Genomic DNA, 18,337 nt, shown 5'->3' with positions numbered 1-18,337 from the left:
GGGCGCCCTCCCCCTTTTCCGTCCCGCGTCCGTCCGCCGGCTACCAGCCGCCGCCCGGGAAGCCGTCGTCCTCCTCGTCGGTCTCCTCGTCCGTCGGCGGAGGCGTGGTGGTCTCCTCGTCGTCCGGCGGGGGCGTCGTGGTCTCGTCGTCCGGGGGCGGCGTGGTGGTCGTCTCCTCGTCGGTGGGCGGCGCCGAGGTCGTCTCCTCGTCCTTGGGCGGAGCCGAGGTCGTCTCCTCCGCGGGCGGCGACGAGGTCGTCTCGGTCGGCGGCGCCGACGTGCTGGGCGCGACCGCCGCGCCCTGCTTGGTGTCCAGGTCGAACTTGCTGGTCTTGTCCATCACGCCGAACGTGTACGCCGCCCAGATCTGCGCCGGGAAGCCGCCGCCGTTGACGCGGTCCTCGCCGCCCGCGCCGTACATCGCGACCTGGCCGTGGGTCTTGGCGTCCTCGCCGAACAGGCCGACGGAGGTGACCAGCTTGGGGGTGAAGCCGGTGAACCAGGCCGACTTGTTGTTGTCGGAGGTACCGGTCTTGCCGGCCACCTGCTGGCCGTCGCGCATCGGGTTGTCCCGTACGGAGGTCTTGGCCGTACCGTCGTCGACCACGCCGGTCAGCACGCTGGTCACCGTGTCGGCGGCCTCGCGGCTGATGACCTGCTCGCCGATCGGGTCGGGGAACTCGACCGCGCGGGAGTTGTGCTCGACCGACTTCACGATGGCCGGGGTGACCTTCTTGCCGTGGTTGTCGAGGGTGGCGTAGACGCCGGCCATCTGGAGCGGGCTGGCGCCCATACTGCCCAGGGTCTGGGCCGGTACGGCCTGCAGGTCGTCGTCCATGCCGAGGTCGGCGGCGACGTCGACCACCTGGTCCATGCCGACGTCGACGCCCATCTGCGCGAAGACGGAGTTGACGGACTTGTTCATGGCCGTCTGGACGGAGATGTCGCCGTAGTCGACGTCGTCCTCGTTCTCGGGCGCGAAGCCGACCTTGGTGCCGTTCTGCTCGACCTGGCGCTTGCTGGTGCCGTCGTAGACCGTGTTGGCCGTGATCGGCACGCCGTCCTGGGTCTCGGCGTCCTGGTCCACGGCGGCGGCGAGGATGACCGGCTTGAAGGTGGAGGCGGGCTGGTAGTCCTTGCGGGTGGCGTTGTTGACGTAGTGCTTGAGGTAGTCCACGCCGCCGTACATCGCCACGACCCCGCCGGTCTTCGGGTCGACGGAGACGGCGCCCGCCTGGACGTCGGCGTCGACGTCGCGTTCGTCGGCGTCGAGCTTGCTGGTCAGCTGCTCCTCGACGGACTTCTCCAGCGCCGCCTGCTTCTTCTTGTCGATGTTGAGGGTGACGGTCCAGCCGCCGGCCTCGACCATCGCGGCGGCCTGCTCCTTGTCCTCGGCGGTGCCGGCGGCGACGAGCTGGTCCTCCAGCGCGTCGTTGGCCGCGTCCACCAGGTAGCCGTTCTGGCCCTGCATGCCCTCGACGCCCTTGGGCTCCTCGGGGATCTGGAACTTGGCGGCCTGCCGGTCGGAGGTGCTCAGCCAGTCCTGCTCGACCATCTTGTCCAGGACGTAGTTCCAGCGCTGCTTGGCCAGCTTCTTGCCGGTCTCGGTGGCGACCGCCCAGTCGTACTGGCTGGGCGCCTGGAGCAGCGCGGCGAGGTAGGCGCCCTGCTCGACCGTCAGCTCCTCGGCGTCGACGCGGTAGTAGGCCTGGGCGGCGGCCTGGATGCCGTAGGCGCCGCGGCCGTAGTAGCTGGTGTTCAGGTAGCCGGCGAGGATGTAGTCCTTGGACTTCTGCTGGTCCAGCTTGAGGGAGATGACCAGTTCCTTCAGCTTGCGCGTGACGGTCTGGTCCTGGGTGAGGTAGTAGTTCTTGACGTACTGCTGGGTGATGGTCGAGCCGCCCTGCGCGCCCTTGCCGGAGAGGGTGTTGAGCAGGCCGCGGGCGGTGCCCCTGAGGTCGACGCCGGAGTCGTCGTAGAAGGTCTTGTTCTCGGCGGCGACGAAGGCGTGCTGGACGTCCTTGGGCACCTTGGAGAGGTCGACGATCTCACGGTTGCGCTCGCCGCTGCGGGTCATGACCGTGCCGTCGCCGTACTTGTAGACGTTGCTCTGCAGCGTCGCGTCGGCGTTGCCCTCGGGTATCTGGATCATCATGTACAGCACGACGAAGGCGCCCATGCCGAGCAGGCAGAGCCCGAGGAAGGTCCCGAGGATCTTCTTCCAGGTGAAGAGCCGGCGTATCCGTCCCTTGCCGTTCGCGGCCGGTGGACGGCGGCGCTTGGGCGCCGCGCGGCGTCCGCCACGCTGCCGCGCTCTTCTCTCTTCCGCTCGTCCCATGGGCCCGTTCCGCTCCGCTTCGTTCGTGTGTGCTCACAAGACACACAGGTTCCGTCAGCAGGTCAGCGTAAGAAGCTAGCACCGCCAGGTGTGACAAAGAGTCGCCGATCCAGCCTTTTGGGGACGTGAGAATCAGCACCCCTGCCCTTTGGAACCGACGTACGGGAGGGGCCGAGGGTTGCCACGGCAGAGCGGAATGGACACGTATGCCACCTATGCCGCCGTCGACGCGTCCGAGATGCCGAACCCCCGCCGCCGCCATCCCGGCCCTTCCCCCGAGCGCCGGCGAGCGGGGCCCCGGGAGCGGTGACAGAACCGTGACAACACCCCGCGACCTGCGACGCGGAGCCCGTCCTCACCAACTGGACACAGCATGTATACACGCCAGGTATACACCGTGTGTAGAGTGCGCGGCATGTCCATCGGTCACACTCTGCTCGGTCTCCTGGAGTCCGGGCCCCGCCACGGTTACGACCTGAAGCGGGCCTTCGACGAGAAGTTCGGTCAGGACCGGCCGCTCCACTACGGCCAGGTCTATTCGACGATGTCCCGCCTGCTGAAGAACGGCCTCGTGGAGGTCGACGGCATCGAGGCCGGCGGCGGCCCGGAGCGCAAGCGGTACGCGATCACCGACGCCGGCATCACCGACGTGGAGCGGTGGCTGGCGACGCCGGAGAAACCGGAGCCGTACCTCCAGTCGACGCTGTACACCAAGGTCGTCCTCGCCCTGCTCACGCACCGCGACGCCGCCGACATCCTCGACGAGCAGCGCGCCGAGCACCTGCGCCACATGCGCGTCCTCACCGACCGCAAGCGCAAGGGCGACCTCGCCGACCAGCTCATCTGCGACCACGCCCTCTTCCACCTGGAAGCCGACCTGCGGTGGCTGGAGCTCACCGCGGCGCGCCTCGACAAGCTCCGTGCGGCGGTGACCTCGTGACGACCCCTCCCCCCGGTTCCCTGCTCACCGCGCGGGACCTGCGCAAGGCCTACGGCCCGACCCTCGCCCTCGACGGTGCCGGGTTCTCCATCCACCCCGGCGAGGTCGTCGCCGTGATGGGGCCCTCCGGCTCCGGCAAGTCCACACTGCTGCACTGCCTGGCCGGCATCGTCCCGCCCGACTCCGGCACGATCACCTACAACGGGCGCGAACTGTCCGCCATGAACGACGCCCGGCGCAGCGCCCTGCGGCGCACCGAGTTCGGGTTCGTGTTCCAGTTCGGCCAGCTCGTGCCGGAGCTGACCTGTGTGGAGAACGTGGCCCTGCCGCTGCGGCTGAACGGCACGTCCCGCAAGGAGGCCGAGCGGACCGCGCTCGGCTGGATGGAACGCCTGGAGGTCGACGACCTCGCCAAGAAGCGGCCCGGCGAGGTCTCCGGCGGGCAGGGGCAGCGGGTCGCCGTGGCGCGGTCGCTGGTCACCGGCCCGCGCGTGCTCTTCGCCGACGAGCCCACCGGCGCCCTGGACTCCCTCAACGGCGAGCGCGTGATGGAGCTGCTCACCGAGGCCGCCCGGTCCACCAACGCCGCCGTCGTGCTGGTCACGCACGAGGCGCGGGTGGCCGCCTGGTCGGACCGCGAGGTCGTCGTACGGGACGGGAAGTCCCGGGACATGGAGCGGGTCGTATGAACGTCCGGCAGTGGGGCCGCGACCTGGCCCTGGGGGTCCGGTTCACCCTGACCGGCGGGCGCGAGGGGTGGACCCGGGCGCTGCTGACGGCCGTCGGCGTGGGGCTCGGCGTGGCACTGCTGCTGCTGACCACCGCCATTCCCAGCGCGCTCGACGCCCGGCACGACCGGGAGGACGCCCGCACCGACATCTCGTGGATGGACACCACCGTCCCGCCGAAGGGGAACGACACCCTGCTGGTCGCGGACCTCGACACGGAGTTCCGGGACCAGGAGATCCGGGGCCGCGGGATGGAGCCCGAGGGGCCCGACGCTCCGGTGCCGCCCGGCATGGACGCCGTACCGGCCGAGGGCGAGATGCTCGTCTCCCCCGCGCTGAAGGAGCTGCTGGAGTCGGACTCCGGGAAGCTGCTGCGCGAGCGGTTCCCGGACCGGATCACCGGCACCATCGCCGAGGAGGGCCTGGTCGGCTCCCAGGAACTCACCTTCGTCCGGGGCGCCGAGGGACTCGCCGCGCACCTCGACGACTCCAGCGTCACCAGGATCGACCACTTCGGCCCCATCGACAGCACGTCGTCGGACGAGCTCGACCCCGTACTGCTGCTGCTGATCCTCGTGGTGTTCGTGGTGCTGCTGATGCCGGTCGCCGTCTTCATCGCCACGGCCGTGCGGTTCGGCGGCGAGCGGCGCGACCGGCGGCTCGCGGCGCTGCGGCTGGTCGGCTCCGACGGCCTGATGACCCGGCGGATCGCCGCCGGCGAGGCACTGGCGGGCTCGGTGCTCGGACTGGTCTTCGGCACGGTGTTCTTCCTGATCGGCCGGCAGCTCGCGGGCCGGGCCGTGGTGTTCGACGTCAGCGTCTTCCCGAGCTATCTGAACCCCTCGCCCTGGCTGGCCCTGCTGGTGGGGGTGGCCGTCCCGGCGGCGGCGGTGCTGGTGACGCTGTTCGCGCTGCGCGGGGTGGTCATCGAGCCGCTCGGCGTGGTCCGCACGGCCCGGCCCGCGCGGCGCCGGCTGTGGTGGCGGCTGCTGCTGCCGCTGGCCGGTCTGGCGATGCTCTACCCGATGATCGGCCAGGGCGGCGGCAACGGCGACTTCAACCAGTACCTGGTCGTCGGCGGAGTCGTCCTGCTGCTGATCGGTGTGACGGCGCTGCTGCCGTGGATCGTGGAGCGGTTCGTCGCCCGGCTCGGCGCGGGCAGTGTCTCCTGGCAGCTGGCGGTCCGGCGCCTCCAGATGAACAGCGGCACCGCGGCCCGCATGGTCAACGGCGTGGCGGTGGCCGTCGCCGGGGCGATCGCCCTGCAGATGCTGTTCGCCGGGGTGGACGACGACTACACCAAGAGCACCGGGCAGGACGTCACGCGGGCGCAGATGCAGGTGACCCTGTCGGACAGCGCCAAGCCCTCCTCCAGCGCGGAGTTCAGGTCCACCAAGGGCGTCGAGGACGTCTACGCCTACTCCGAGGGCTCCATCGGCGACCGCCCCATGAACCCGGAGGACTCGGAGCAGGTGACGGTCGGGGACTGCACGGCGCTGCGGCAGATCGTCCGGCTGGACTCCTGCGCGGACGGCGACGTCTTCGCCGTCCTCGACCCCTCGTACGACTCGGCCATCGACACGCTGACCGAGCCGGGGCGGCGGCTGTACTTCGATCCGTCGTACGACGACTTCCCGGGCGCGCGGATCGAATGGACGGTTCCGGAGGGCATCAAGGAGGCCGGCGAACGCGTCGGCCTGACCAACAACACGACGACCGGGTTCCTGTTCACTCCCGGAGCCCTCGACGACAAGGCCCTGTCGAGTCTGCGCACGGAGGTCTACCTGGGGCTCGACCGGTCGGTGCCGGACGTCCAGGAGCGGGTGCGCAACACCGCCGCGGCCGTCGATCCGCTGGCGCGCGCCGAGGTCTGGTCGTCCGTCACGCGGAGCGAGAAGTTCACGGCCATCCGCTCCGGCCTGTTCGTCGGCGCCGCCTGTGTGCTGGCGCTGATCGGCGCGAGTCTGCTGGTGACCCAGCTGGAGCAGCTGCGCGAGCGCCGCAAGCTGCTGTCGTCCCTGGTCGCCTTCGGCACCCGGCGCCGCACCCTGGGGCTGTCGGTGCTGTGGCAGACGGCGGTCCCGATCGCGGTGGGCCTGCTGCTCTCCGCGGTGGTGGGGCTGACGCTCGGCACGGTCCTGCTGAAGATGACCGGCACCGCGGTCCGGATCGACTGGCCGAGCCTGCTGTCGATGACCGGCGTCGGCGCGGCGGTCGTCCTGGCGGTGACGCTGCTCAGCCTGCCCCCGCTGCTGCGGATGCTGCGCCCGGACGGCCTGCGCACGGAGTAGGCGGCCCGAGCAGCCGGTGCCGGACGGGGCGGGGCCCGGGGGCCTGCGTACGGAGCGGGCGGGACAGCCGGGCCCTGGACGTTCAGGGCCCGGGGCCGCGTACAAAGCAGGCCGGAACCGTCGGTGCCGGACCGGTCAGGGCGTCAGGGCGTCAGGGCGTCGGGGCCACGACCCGGACCGGCAGGGTGCGTACCGCCTCCCGCAGGGAGGCCGCCAGTTCCTCGTACTCCGCGGCCCGCGCCGCCCCGCCGCGCATCGCCAGGGCGATCCGGCGAGTGGGCGCGGGGTCGGCGAAGTACGCGGTGAGGAGCCCGCCGGCCCGGGAGGTCTCCACCCGGACCGCGGTGCGCGGCAGCAGGGTGACGCCGAGGCCGCCGGCGACCAGTTGGACCAGCGTGGACAGGCCGGCGGCCGTGGTGGTCGCCGGCACGTCCGCGCGTCCGGCCTCCCGGCAGATGTCCAGGGCCTGGTCGCGCAGGCAGTGGCCCTCGTCGAGCAGCAGCAGGTTGAGCGAGCGCAGCGCCTCGCGCGGGATGCCCTCACGGCCGCCGAGCCAGTGGCCGAGCGGGGTGACCAGGACGAAGTCCTCGTCGAAGAGGGGGAGTTCGATGACGCCGGGCATACCGAGCGGGACGGCGAGCAGCAGCAGGTCCAGGCGGCCGGAGGTGAGCCCGTCCAGCAGGCTCGCGGTCTGCTCCTCGTGCACCTGGAGGTCGAGGTCCGGGTAGCGCTCGTGCGCCAGGCGCAGCACGGCCGGCAGTACGTACGGCGCGACGGTCGGGATGACGCCCAGGCGCAGCGCGCCGGTGAACGGGGCGCGCAGGGCCGTGGCCTCCTCCGTCAGCGCCCCTATCTCCTCCAGTACCGCCTTGGCCCGGACCAGAAGACGTTCACCCTCCGGAGTGAGCAGTACTCTGCGCGTCGTACGCTCGACGAGGGTGACACCGAGTGTCTCCTCCAGGGCGGATACCGCACCCGAGAGTGCGGGCTGGCTCATGCCGATCGCCGCGGCGGCATCGCGGAAGTGCAGGTGCTCGGCGACCGCGGTGAACGCGCGGAGCTGGGCGAGACTGGGCTGCCTGGGCTTATTACCGGCCGTACTGATAACTACCTCCGATCAACCCGACCGAGTGTAGCTATTTCCGCAATCAATGCACCCTGTGCCAGCATCGGAACCGTCCAACCCATGGGAAACGCCTGCAAACTGGGCGTTTCCGCGCTGCAAGGAGAGCGTGTGCTCACTGTCGGTGACAAGTTCCCCGAGTTCGAACTGACCGCCTGCGTCTCGCTGGAGAAGGGCAAGGAGTTCGAGCAGATCAACCACAAGACCTACGAGGGCAAGTGGAAGGTCGTCTTCGCCTGGCCCAAGGACTTCACCTTCGTGTGCCCCACCGAGATCGCGGCCTTCGGCAAGCTGAACGAGGAGTTCGCCGACCGGGACGCCCAGATCCTCGGCTTCTCCGGTGACTCGGAGTTCGTCCACCACGCCTGGCGCAAGGACCACCCGGACCTGACCGACCTGCCGTTCCCGATGATGGCCGACTCCAAGCACGAGCTGATGCGCGCGCTCGGCATCGAGGGCGAGGACGGCTTCGCGCAGCGCGCCGTCTTCATCGTGGACCAGAACAACGAGATCCAGTTCACCATGGTGACCGCCGGCTCGGTCGGCCGTAACCCCAAGGAGGTCCTGCGGGTCCTGGACGCCCTGCAGACCGACGAGCTGTGCCCGTGCAACTGGTCCAAGGGCGACGAGACCCTCGACCCCGTCGCGCTGCTGTCGGGAGAGTGAGCTGACATGTCCCTCGACACCCTGAAGTCCGCCATACCGGACTACGCCAAGGACCTGAAGCTCAACCTGGGCTCGGTCATCGGCAACTCCGGCCTCCCGGCGCAGCAGCTGTGGGGCACCGTGCTGGCGACCGCCATCGCCTCGCGCTCCCCGATCGTGCTGCGCGAGCTGGAGCCGGAGGCGAAGGCGAACCTCACGCCGGAGGCGTACACGGCCGCCAAGTCGGCCGCCGCGATCATGGCGATGAACAACGTCTTCTACCGCACCCGGCACCTGCTGTCGGACCACGAGTACGGCACCCTGCGGGCCGGGCTGCGGATGAACGTCATCGGCAACCCGGGCGTCGACAAGGTCGACTTCGAGCTGTGGTCCTTCGCGGTCTCCGCCATCAACGGCTGCGGCATGTGCCTGGACTCGCACGAGCAGGTGCTCCGCAAGGCGGGCCTGGACCGGGAGACGGTCCAGGAAGCCTTCAAGATCGCGGCCGTGATCCAGGCCGTGGGCGCCACGCTGGACGCCGAGGCGGTCCTCGCCGAGTAGTCCCGCCTACCCCGGTACGGAGTCCTCCGTACCCGGTACGGCGACGGGCCCCGTCCACCTCCCGGTGGGCGGGGCCCGTCGGCATGTCGTCAGGCGGAGGCCGGCGGCGGGCCGGCGGGCGGGGGCTTCCCGGCCGCCGGGGCGGCGTCCGTCGACGTGGCCCCGTGCGGCCGGGGCGTGCCCCGCAGCGCCGCCTCCCGGGAGTGCGCCCGCAGATAGCCCACGACGGTGTTGGTCACCGCGACCAGCGGTACGGCGACCACCGCGCCGCCGATGCCGGCCACCAGCCCGCCGGCCGCCACCGACAGCACCACCGCGAGCGGATGGACGCGCACCGCCCGCCCCAGGATGAACGGCTGGAGGATGTGCCCCTCGATCTGCTGCACCGCCAGCACCACGACGAGGACCATCACGGCGGTGAACACGCCCTGCGTCACCAGCCCGACGACGACCGCCAGCGCGCCCGACACGACGGCGCCGACCAGCGGGACGAACGCGCCCAGGAAGATGAACACGGCCAGCGGCACGGCCATCGGCACATCGAGGAAGTAGATGCCGAGGCCGATGAAGACGGCGTCGATCAGGGCCACTATCACCGTGCCGCGCACATACGCGGTCAGCGTCCGCCAGGCCCGCGGACCGGCGCCGGCCACGCCGGGCCGGGCGGCGGCCGGGACCAGCTTCAGCGACCACTCCCAGATCCGCCGGCCGTCGTAGAGCAGGAACAGGGTCGAGAAGACGGCCAGCAGGATGCCGGTCAGCGCCTCGACGACGACCGTCACGCCCTCCAGGCCCGCGGAGGTGATCTGGTCGGTGTTGGCGCCGACGGCGTCCCGCAGGTTCTCGGCGATCTCGTTGATCTGCTTGTCGGTGACGTGGAAGGGGCTGTCGAGCAGCCAGCGGCGCAGCTCGTCGATGCCGTCCTGGACCTGGCCGGAGAGGCTGTCGATGTTCTCCATGACCTGCCAGGTGACGAACCAGCCCATCAGGCCCATCACCACGAACCCGCCGATCGCGGTGAGCGCCGTGGCCACTCCGCGCGGCACCCCGCGCCGCCGCAGCCGCCCCACCGTCGGCTGGAGCAGCGCCGTGATCAGCAGCGCGGCGACGAAGGCCAGCACGACCAGCTGGACGGCGCTGATGATCCGCATCAGCACCCACAGGGTGCCCGCGAGGACCAGCAGCCGCCAGCCCGCCTCGGCCGCGACCCGTACGCCCCACGGCACGGCCTGGGCGGGATCGGGCCGGGCGGCGACGGCGGGCGGGTGGTCCGGCGGCGGCGGTACGTGGTCGTGCGGCCGTTGCTCGTACGACTGCTGCGTGTACGACCGTTGCTCGTACGTCTGATGCTCGTACGGCTGTGTCCCTGCGGCGTCGGCGGCGGCGTCCTCCCGCTCCGCCTCCGCGCGGCGCTGGTCCAGCGTCCGGCTCACCCGGGTCAGCCCGGCGCCGAGCCGGCCGATCCACCCTGGCACTCGCGACATGATCCGTCCTCTTCCCCCGTCTCTCCCCACCACTCCCCCCTGGAGTCGTCGCTCCGACCGTACAGGGCGCGCACGCGAAAGCCCCTCACCGTAGGACGGCGAGGGGCTGCGCGGGGTTGAGCGGCGGCACGGGGGCCGCGGGCGGCTCAGTACCAGTGGTTGGCCTGCCAGAAGGTCCAGGCGTCGCACGGGCTGCCGTAGCGATCGTTCATGTAGTTCAGGCCCCACTTGATCTGCGTGGCCGGGTTGGTCTGCCAGTCGGAGCCGACCGAGGAGTACTTGGAGGCGGGCAGGGCCTGGAAGAGACCGTAGGCGCCGGAGGAGGCGTTGACCGCCTGGTAGTTCCAGCTCGACTCGTGGTCGACGATGTTGCTGAAGCACTGGAACTGCGCGCTCGGCACCATCTGACGCGCCATCGACTGGATCTGGGCGACGGTGTAGGAGCTCTGGACGGAGAAGTCGGAGGCGTCGCGGGTGGCGTCGCGGCTGGCCTGCTCGTCGGCGTCCTCGCGCTCCTTCGCGTCCTGCGCGGCCTGCGCGGCCTTCTTGGCCGCCGCGTCGGCTTGCTTCTTCTTGGCGACCGCGGTCTGGGCGGCGGCCTTGCGTGCCGCCTCCTCCGCCTGCTTCCTGGCGCCCGCGTCGGCGGCGATGGCCTGCGCGTCGGCCTGCTGCGTCAGCGACGCGGTCTGGACCTGGGCCTGCTGCCCCACGGGGATGTCCGCGAGGAGCGTCGTGCCACTGGCCGTCGCCTCGGCGTCGTTGTTGCCCTGCATGGTGCTGCCCGAGGCAACACCGACGACGCTTCCGACAGCGGTGACCGCCGTGGCCGAGGCCACTGCGAATCCCCGGACCGAGATCCGGCTCACACGGTTTCCTTCCAGCATCGCCCGCTTCGGTGACCCTCGCGGACGCGATCGTGCCCCTGACGCTGGCCTCCCCAACTTCGGGGTCACGGGAGGCGCGGGCCCGGTGGGCAACTCCCGGTGGGGGAGCGCCGCGTGGTGCTCGGGCGGCATACGACGTGGCTATGGAGTTGACCTGGTACTGCTGTGATTGCGTACCTCCCCCAGTGCCCTAAGGCCTGGGAGGTACCCCCAGGGGTACACGTGTGTCGTATGCGGGGCCTGACAGGAACGAGACTCTGCCGTAACCGGACGGCGTGAGGCAATCTTGAGTTGCGTGTGAAAGCTCACACCTCGTTTGTCCCCGGGGATTTACGGAAACTCCCGCACGCGAAGGCGCCGCCCGGCTAGGCTCTTGGCCTTTTTCCGGACGGCGCCCCTACGCGGGTGTCAAATGCGGCCGTCCTCCAGCATTTCGGTGACGAGCGCCGCGATCTGTGACCTTTCGGACCGGGTCAGCGTGACGTGCGCGAAGAGCGGATGCCCCTTCAGCTTCTCCACCACGGCGACGACACCGTCGTACCGCCCGACGCGGAGATTGTCCCGCTGCGCCACGTCGTGGGTGAGCACGACCCGTGAGTCGGCGCCGATCCGGGACAGCACGGTCAGCAGGACGTTGCGCTCCAGGGACTGGGCCTCGTCCACGATGACGAACGCGTCGTGCAGCGACCGGCCGCGGATGTGGGTGAGCGGCAGCACCTCCAGCATGCCGCGCGCGGTGACCTCCTCGATGACCTCGCGGCTGGTGACCGCCGAGAGGGTGTCGAAGACCGCCTGCGCCCAGGGGCTCATCTTCTCGGCCTCGGTGCCGGGCAGATAGCCCAGCTCCTGCCCGCCCACCGCGTACAGCGGCCGGAAGACCATCACCTTCTGGTGCTGCCGGCGCTCGAGGACCGCCTCCAGGCCCGCGCACAGTGCCAGCGCCGACTTGCCGGTGCCGGCCCGGCCGCCCATCGACACGATCCCGATGTCCGGGTCGAGCAGCAGGTCGAGCGCGATCCGCTGCTCGGCGCTGCGGCCCTTGATGCCGAACGCCTCCCGGTCGCCGCGCACCAGGCGGACGGTTCCCTCCGGGGTGATCCGGCCGAGCGCCTTGCCCCGCTCCGACTGGATGGTCAGCCCGGTGTGCACGGGCAGGCCGGCGGCCTCGGGCACATGGAGGTGGCCCTCCTCGAAGAGGATGTCCACCTGCTCGCCGGGCAGGGTCAGCTCGGCCATCCCGGTCCAGCCGGAGTCCGTGATGGCCAGTTCGGCCCGGTACTCCTCGGCCAGCAGCCCCACGGAGGACGCCTTGATCCGCAGCGGGAGGTCCTTCGACACGACGGTGACGTCGAACCCCTCGGCCTGGAGGTTGCGGGCGACCGCGAGGATGCGGGAGTCGTTGTCCCCCAGGCGGTAGCCGCTGGGCAGCACGCTGGGGTCCGAGTGGTTCAGCTCGACCCGCAGGGTCCCGCCCAGCTCCCCGATCGGGATCGGGGCGTCCAGGCGGCCGTGCCGGACCCGGCAGTCGTCGAGCAGCCGCAGGGCCTGCCGGGCGAAGTAGCCGAGTTCGGGATGGTTCCGTTTGGCCTCCAGTTCCGTGACCACGACGATCGGAAGCACGACCTCGTGCTCGTCGAAGCGGCTGAGAGCGTTCGGATCGGCCAGCAGGACACTGGTGTCGAGAACGTAGGTGCGCCGGTCTGGCTTGGGGCGCTTTGCGCTGGTCACCACGGAAGGACGTACCCCCTCGGGAGAGGTCGGGGAGCGACGGAGTGGGGCTGGACCGGTCGTCGGCCGCGATGCACACACCGCACGGGCCGGAAACCGGCCCTCCACTGCTTCTCCCGTGCCGAGACCGCACGGTCGTGCTGGTGCAAAGGGCCTCCCGGGCGGGACGGCCCCGTGCCGCCCGCTGAGAACCGACACCCGTGGTTCGGGTGTCGACCTGGTTGCTTTATGCCCGGTCCGAAGCGCGGCCATGCCCCGGCATATGACGGCGCGCTGATGAACTGTTCGTGACACGTGACCCGTCAGTACACCCGCGGGTCCGGCGGGACGGGGCGGCGCCGCGCACGGCCCGGTCCGGCCGCACGTCGGCCCTCCACCGGCGACGCGTCGGCCATGCGTCGGCCACGCGTAGGCCACACAGAAAAACGGGCCGGTCCGTGGGGGGGGATACGGACCGGCCCGAGGGGGGGTTTCCACCATAACCCTTCGTAAGGGCTACTGGGTGCATCGGCGCGAAACAACTACTCTCCGAATTCGCCCGGCGACGCCGCGCTGGCCGACGGGTCCCCGATTCACGTCGTAATCATGGCCGGAACACAGCGGAATCCCACGGGAGCCGTGTGCCATGAGAGACGTTCCACAGGGTCCGGGGCAAGCCCCGGCCCGCCCGGTGAAGCGGCCCCGGCTCCCCCCGCCGGGCGGCGTCACCGGCGAACGCGCACGTGACCCGGCACCGCGCAGCCCCCTCCGCTGCGCGGTGCCACTCACGTGGCTTTGCTCACGCGAATCAACTTGGTCTGAACTTACGCGACATGGCGGGTCTCGATCGAGTCGCTGGACACCGCGCGGGATAACGATGTGGAAACCCCGTGGAGATCCGCGGAGATCCTCGATGGAGTTATCGGGCATAGGCGCAGCAAAGGGCGCAAACGTGATTAGTGGCGTCGTCGGGCATCGCGTGAGGCCGCGTGCCGGGCCACGACGAGGTGCCGGGAGCTGTGGGCCACGAAGGGCCGCCCCTCGGCCTCGATCCGCTCGTGCAGGGCGCGCAGCCGGGGCTCGTACGCCTCGGCGGTGAACCCCGGGACCATCCACACGACCTTGCGCAGGAAGTGGACGACGGCCCCGATGTCGTGGAACTCCATCCGCAGCCGCTCCGCCCGCAGCTCGGTGACCTCCAGCCCGGCGGCCTCGGCGGCGGCCCGCTCGTCCTCGGGGTGACGGTCGCGGCGGCTCGCCTCGGGGCGGGGCCCGAGGAAGTACTCGACGAGTTCGAAGGCGCTGGCGGGGCCCACGTGCTGGGCGAAGTAGGTGCCGCCGGGGCTCAGCACCCGGGCGATCTCCGTCCACCGCGGTCTGACGGGGTGCCGGCTGACGACCAGGTCGAAGCCACCGTCCGCGAACGGCAGCGGCGCGTCCTCCGGTGCGGCGACGACCGCGACGCCGCGCGGGCGGAGCAGGGCGGTGGCCTTGGCGACGTTCGGCGGCCAGCCCTCGGTGGCGACGGTGAGCCGGGGCGGTCGTGGGGCCGCGCCGAGCGCGAAGTCCAGTACTTCGCCGCCGCCGGTCTGGATGTCCAGCACGGCGTCGGCGCCGGCCAGGCGTCCGGCCAGCGAGCGGGCGTATCCCCAGGAGGGCCGTTCCTCGGTGGCCCGGCCCTCGAACCAGGAGAAGTCCCAGCCCTCGGTGGGGGCGGCGACGGCCTCGGCGACCAGGTCCTCGTACGTGCGCATGGTGGTGTCCTCAGGCCAGCAAGGGGGCGACGCGTTCCGCCGTGAAGCGGACGAACCCCTCGGGGTCCGGTTCGTCCGCGGTCGGCTGGAGGATCACCGTGTCGGCGCCGGCCTCGGCCAGCCGGTCGACGGCCTCGGCGACGGCACCCGCGTCGCCGGCCGCACCGAGATCCGGTACGGAGTCCAGTCCCTCGGCGGCCAGTTCGGCGCGGAGCCGGGCGTCGGCGTCGGGGCCGGTGGCGGTGAGGAGGTAGACGACGACCTCGTGCCCGTCGGTCCGGCCGGCCGCGGCCCGGCCCTCGTCGATGAGCCGGCGGGCCGCCCGTACCCCGTCGGGCGGGGTGGCCGAGGTGAGCACCGTGCCGTCCGCGGCCTCGCCGGACAGCCGCAGCGAGCGCGGGCCGGTGGCTCCGGCGAACACCTCGGCGCCGCCGGGCGCGTCCGGCGGCCAGTCCAGGGCCACGTCGTCGAGGCGGACGTAGCGGCCCTCGGTGGTGACCCGCTCGCCCGCCAGCAGGGCCCGCAGCGCGGTCAGGTACTCCCGCAGCAGGGTCATCGGGGACTCGGCCCGCGCGCCCACCTGGCCCATCCAGTCCTGCACGCCGTGGCCCACGCCGAGGACGGCCCGGCCGGGGAACATCCGGTGCAGGGTGGCGGCCTCCATGGCGGTGAGGGCGACGTTGCGCAGCGGTACGGGGAGGAGGCCGACGCCGACCCGTACCCGTTCGGTCCAGGCGAGCGCGGCGGCGGCCGTGGAGATGCCGCCCTCCCGGAAGCAGTCCTCCCACAGCCACAGTGCGTCCAGTCCCGCCTCGTCGGCGGTCCGGGCCACGGCACGCAGCCGTTCGGGGGCGAGCTGGGGACGGAACACGGCGCCGAGTGCGGTCATGGGATCTTCCTACCCGGGTGGTGGGGCGCCGTACAACGGGATTTCGGCCGGGTGATCCGGCGCCGGGAAAGGGGGCGCGGTGCGGGGGTGGGCTGTGCCAGGCTGGCGGGTCGGCCGGCCGACGTGCCGGGCCGACGTCCCGCCGAACCGTCGTCCCGTCGTCCCGTCGTCCCGTCGAACCGTCGACCCGTCGACCCGCCGGACCATCACAGGAGCGTGCAGCGTGACCCCTCCCCGTCTCATTTCCCTGCTCGACCAGTTCGACTTCGCCCGGGAGCGGCTGGCCGCCCGGCTGACCGGGCCCGTGATGGACAGCGGGGACGGGTCGGAGACGGCGGTGGGGCCGCTCACCGACGCGGAGTACCTCTGGGAGCCGGTGCCGGGCTGCTGGTCGGTACGGCGGCGGGCGGACGGCCCGGGGGCGCGGGGGGAGTTCCTGGCGGGTGCGGCCTCCGGCGAGTGGGGCCGGGACGCGGCGCCCTACCCCCATCCCTGGCCGCCGCCCTTCACCACCCTCGCGTGGCGGCTGAGCCACCTCGCCGAGATGCTGGCGCTGCGCGCCGACCACACCGCGGGGAGCCGTTCCCTGACGCGGGACGACATCGCGGTCCCCGGGGACGCGGCGGGGGCGGTCGCCGCCTTCGGGGCCGGGGCGGCGGCCTGGCGGGAGGCGCTGCTGAGCGCGGACGACGCCGCGCTCGACCGGGTGGGCCACTGCACCTATCCGCACGGCAGCGACGCGGAGGAACCGTTCCTGGACATCGTGTGGTGGGTCAACCAGGAACTGCTGCACCACGGTGCGGAGATCGCCCTGCTGCGCGACCTGTACCGGGCGTCCGCCGGGAGCGTGCCGCGGTGACCGGGCGGCGGTGGCGGGACGGCCGGGGCACGCTGGTGGTGCCGGCCGAGGGGGCCGGTGGGACGGACGTACGGGTCCCGCTGGAGATCGCGGCGTCCTACCGGGCCCGGACCCGGGGGCTGCTGGGGCGGGACGCCGTGGACGGGGCGATGCTGTTGTCGCCGGCCGGCTCGGTGCACACGTTCCGGATGCGGATGCCGATCGACGTGGCCTATCTGGACCGGCGGCTCACCGTGCTCGCGGTGCGCACGATGGTGCCGGGGCGGCTGGGCCTGCCTCGGGTGCGGTCGCGGCACGTGCTGGAGGCGGCGGCCGGGGTGATGGCCGGGTGGGGGGTGCGGCCGGGGACGCGGGTGGAGGTGGAGGTGCGGGGAGAGGTCATCCGGAGCTGATCCGGACGGTCGCCGTGCCGTCGGGGGCCGTCGTCAGGTGGAGGACCACGGTGCCGGGGGCCGCACTGGGCGCCGGGGCCGCAGGGCCGCATCCGTTGCTGCTGCTGTCCTCGCCGAGGACGGTGTAGCAGCCCCAGCCCGGGCCGTCGGCGCCGCCACTGGAGCGGCCGTCGCCGGCGGTGACTTCGTAATAAACCCGGTCCGGGCCGACCTCGGTCACGGACAGTTCGGCGTGGCCCTCCGGGCCCCGGAACGGGATGGTCACCGGTTCGGACACGGTGACCTCGCAGTCGGCGTCGGCGCAGGCGTCGGTGTTCCGCCCGTCCGCCGCGGTCGTCGTCGGGGACGGGGGCCGGGACGGGGACGGGGACGGGGACGGGGACGGGGGTGACGAGGACGGTGGGCGGGGTGTGGGCGTCTCCCCGGCGGTGCGGTCCGGGGTGCCCCCGCAGCCGGCCAGGGCGAGTACCGCGAGGAGCGTCAGGGCGGCTGGCTCACGTACCACTCGGGTCAGTTCTCCGTCCGGGGGAAGGAGACCTCGACCCTGCGGTTCTTCTTGCGGCCCGGTTCCGTGGAGTTGTCGGAGATCGGGTACTGCTCGCCGTAGCCGCGTACCTCGTAGGTGATGCCGGGGTCGTCCAGGGCCTGGGAGAGGAGGTCGTGCACGGCGTTGGCGCGTTCCTTGGACAGGTCGTCTCCGTGGGCGGCGGAGCCGAGGTCGTCGGTGAAGCCGAAGACGCGGATCCTGGTGGCGTTCTGGGCCTTGATCTCCTCGGCGATGCCGGCGATCCGGGACTTGGCCTCGCCGCCGAGCTTCGCGCTGTCCTTGCCGAACAGCACCTCTGCCTGGAGCGCGAACTTCACGTCCGTGTTGGTGTCCTCCCGGCGCTCGTCCCCGCTCTGGTCCTCGACGACCGACTTGATGTCCAGCACCTTGGCCCCGGCCAGCGTGGCCCCTTCGGGGAGCTTCAGGTCGGGGTCGTTGGGGTCCACTTCGACGGGGGCGGAGGGGGTGGCTTCGGTTCCCGGCGGAACGCTGGGGGCGTCGTCGGCGTGGGCGAGGGTGCCGCCGGTGAGGAGGAGGACGGTGACGCCGAGGGTGGCGGTGAGTCGGGTGGGAGTCATGGGGTGCCTCACCCGGAGATGGAGAGGGTCGCGCTGGCGAAGGTCGGCAGTTGGAAGGTGACCTCCGTGGTGTCCGCCGGCGGTGCGGGGAACTGCATGAAGACGGCGAGGCTGTCACCGGCCTTGAGGGTCGTGAACCCGGTGGTGGTCAGGGGGCGGCCGTCGGTGTCGCGCAGGACGTAGTACCGCTTCTTGCTCTTGGAGTCCACGAGGGTGGCTCCGCCGAGGGACAGGCCGTTCCTGATGATCTCCGTTTCGTTACCGCTGAGCGCGGCCGGGACCTGAACACTGTCATCAGCGTCGTTCTTCAATTCACCGTTCACTGTGATGAAGCCACCGGCGTCACGCTCGGCGGAGGTGATCCGCAGCAGCAGACCGTTCGAGCCCTTCACCTCGGCCAACGGTGCCTCGGCTTTGCCGTCCTGAGTGCTCGGGGCGGGCCCCGTGTCCTTGGAGGCGGACGCCGAGGCGTCGGGGCTCTCTTCCTCCCCGCCCCCACCACCGCAGCCGGTCACTCCGAGGGCCACTGCGGCCACAGCGGTCAACGCGACCACCCCTCTGAGGGCCTTCGTTGTGAACCGCATGCTCATGACTCCGCTTCCTTCATCACTCGTCGT

17 protein-coding genes are annotated in these 18,337 nt (G+C 71.6%); 7 read left to right on the top strand and 10 right to left on the bottom strand.

The features are described from left to right. Nucleotides 1-40: 40 nt before the first annotated feature. Nucleotides 41-2,338, bottom strand: coding sequence for a transglycosylase domain-containing protein (locus tag J7I94_RS01925; protein ID WP_215164672.1), 2,298 nt, complete (start codon nucleotides 2,336-2,338; stop codon nucleotides 41-43). Nucleotides 2,339-2,753: 415 nt separating this feature from the next. Here J7I94_RS01925 and J7I94_RS01920 point away from each other — a divergent pair, with 415 nt between their 5' ends. The 3 genes from J7I94_RS01920 to J7I94_RS01910 are packed head-to-tail and all read left to right on the top strand — an operon-like array spanning nucleotide 2,754 to nucleotide 6,297. Further along, nucleotides 2,754-3,278 (top strand): PadR family transcriptional regulator, encoded by a 525-nt coding sequence (locus J7I94_RS01920; RefSeq protein ID WP_215164671.1) that lies wholly within the window; start codon nucleotides 2,754-2,756, stop codon nucleotides 3,276-3,278. Then, nucleotides 3,275-3,967, top strand: a complete 693-nt coding sequence (locus J7I94_RS01915; RefSeq protein WP_215164670.1) for an ABC transporter ATP-binding protein — start codon at nucleotides 3,275-3,277, stop codon at nucleotides 3,965-3,967. Before J7I94_RS01920 ends, J7I94_RS01915 begins: the two co-directional genes overlap by 4 nt. Beyond that, on the top strand, nucleotides 3,964-6,297 hold the full coding sequence (locus J7I94_RS01910) for an ABC transporter permease (protein ID WP_215164669.1): 2,334 nt from the start codon (nucleotides 3,964-3,966) through the stop codon (nucleotides 6,295-6,297). The genes J7I94_RS01915 and J7I94_RS01910 overlap by 4 nt, the downstream gene beginning before the upstream one ends. 151 nt (nucleotides 6,298-6,448) lie before the next feature. Here J7I94_RS01910 and J7I94_RS01905 read toward each other — a convergent pair whose 3' ends face one another. Continuing rightward, nucleotides 6,449-7,402 carry a LysR substrate-binding domain-containing protein gene (locus J7I94_RS01905; RefSeq protein WP_215164679.1) on the bottom strand — a complete coding sequence of 318 codons (954 nt, stop codon included), beginning with the start codon at nucleotides 7,400-7,402 and terminating at the stop codon, nucleotides 6,449-6,451. 129 nt (nucleotides 7,403-7,531) lie between these two features. On the opposite strand from J7I94_RS01905, the gene J7I94_RS01900 reads away from it, so the two are divergent. Continuing rightward, entirely contained in the window at nucleotides 7,532-8,086 is a 555-nt protein-coding gene (locus J7I94_RS01900; protein ID WP_215164668.1) for a peroxiredoxin, read from the top strand. Between the two features lie 6 nt (nucleotides 8,087-8,092). Next, nucleotides 8,093-8,626, top strand: coding sequence for an alkyl hydroperoxide reductase (locus J7I94_RS01895; protein ID WP_215164667.1), 534 nt, complete (start codon nucleotides 8,093-8,095; stop codon nucleotides 8,624-8,626). Between the two features lie 89 nt (nucleotides 8,627-8,715). Here the strand turns inward: J7I94_RS01895 and J7I94_RS01890 are convergent, their stop codons facing one another. From J7I94_RS01890 to J7I94_RS01870, 5 genes are all read right to left on the bottom strand, one after another. Beyond that, complete coding sequence (locus J7I94_RS01890; protein ID WP_215164666.1) at nucleotides 8,716-10,110, bottom strand: AI-2E family transporter; 1,395 nt, start codon at nucleotides 10,108-10,110, stop codon at nucleotides 8,716-8,718. 146 nt (nucleotides 10,111-10,256) lie between these two features. After that, complete coding sequence (locus J7I94_RS01885) at nucleotides 10,257-10,976, bottom strand: transglycosylase SLT domain-containing protein (RefSeq protein ID WP_215164665.1); 720 nt, start codon at nucleotides 10,974-10,976, stop codon at nucleotides 10,257-10,259. Nucleotides 10,977-11,402: 426 nt separating this feature from the next. Then, a complete protein-coding gene (locus J7I94_RS01880) occupies nucleotides 11,403-12,725 on the bottom strand; it encodes a PhoH family protein (protein ID WP_215164664.1) in 1,323 nt (440 codons plus the stop codon). A gap of 932 nt (nucleotides 12,726-13,657) precedes the next feature. After that, nucleotides 13,658-14,455: a methyltransferase domain-containing protein gene (locus tag J7I94_RS01875; protein WP_215164663.1), complete on the bottom strand. Its 798-nt coding sequence runs from the start codon at nucleotides 14,453-14,455 to the stop codon at nucleotides 13,658-13,660. Nucleotides 14,456-14,465: 10 nt separating this feature from the next. Then, entirely contained in the window at nucleotides 14,466-15,344 is an 879-nt protein-coding gene (locus J7I94_RS01870) for an LLM class flavin-dependent oxidoreductase (protein ID WP_215164662.1), read from the bottom strand. Between the two features lie 223 nt (nucleotides 15,345-15,567). Here J7I94_RS01870 and J7I94_RS01865 point away from each other — a divergent pair, with 223 nt between their 5' ends. Next, complete coding sequence (locus J7I94_RS01865) at nucleotides 15,568-16,203, top strand: DinB family protein (protein WP_215164661.1); 636 nt, start codon at nucleotides 15,568-15,570, stop codon at nucleotides 16,201-16,203. Next, nucleotides 16,200-16,595, top strand: coding sequence for a DUF192 domain-containing protein (locus J7I94_RS01860; protein ID WP_215164660.1), 396 nt, complete (start codon nucleotides 16,200-16,202; stop codon nucleotides 16,593-16,595). The genes J7I94_RS01865 and J7I94_RS01860 overlap by 4 nt, the downstream gene beginning before the upstream one ends. On the opposite strand, the gene J7I94_RS01855 is transcribed toward J7I94_RS01860, so the two are convergent. Genes J7I94_RS01855 through J7I94_RS01845 form a run of 3 tightly spaced genes read right to left on the bottom strand, consistent with a single transcriptional unit; the run spans nucleotide 16,582 to nucleotide 18,310 of the window. After that, on the bottom strand, nucleotides 16,582-17,100 hold the full coding sequence (locus J7I94_RS01855) for a hypothetical protein (protein WP_215164659.1): 519 nt from the start codon (nucleotides 17,098-17,100) through the stop codon (nucleotides 16,582-16,584). The genes J7I94_RS01860 and J7I94_RS01855 overlap by 14 nt on opposite strands. A gap of 5 nt (nucleotides 17,101-17,105) precedes the next feature. Then, nucleotides 17,106-17,720, bottom strand: coding sequence for an OmpA family protein (locus J7I94_RS01850; RefSeq protein WP_215164658.1), 615 nt, complete (start codon nucleotides 17,718-17,720; stop codon nucleotides 17,106-17,108). Between the two features lie 8 nt (nucleotides 17,721-17,728). Next, nucleotides 17,729-18,310 (bottom strand): hypothetical protein, encoded by a 582-nt coding sequence (locus J7I94_RS01845; RefSeq protein ID WP_215164657.1) that lies wholly within the window; start codon nucleotides 18,308-18,310, stop codon nucleotides 17,729-17,731. Between the last annotated feature and the right edge of the window lie 27 nt (nucleotides 18,311-18,337).

The organism is Streptomyces sp. ISL-12, from assembly GCF_018614415.1.
Lineage (GTDB): Bacteria > Actinomycetota > Actinomycetes > Streptomycetales > Streptomycetaceae > Streptomyces.
The sequence above is the reverse complement of the archived record's forward strand: the minus strand, read 5'-3'. Positions and strand labels throughout refer to the sequence as shown.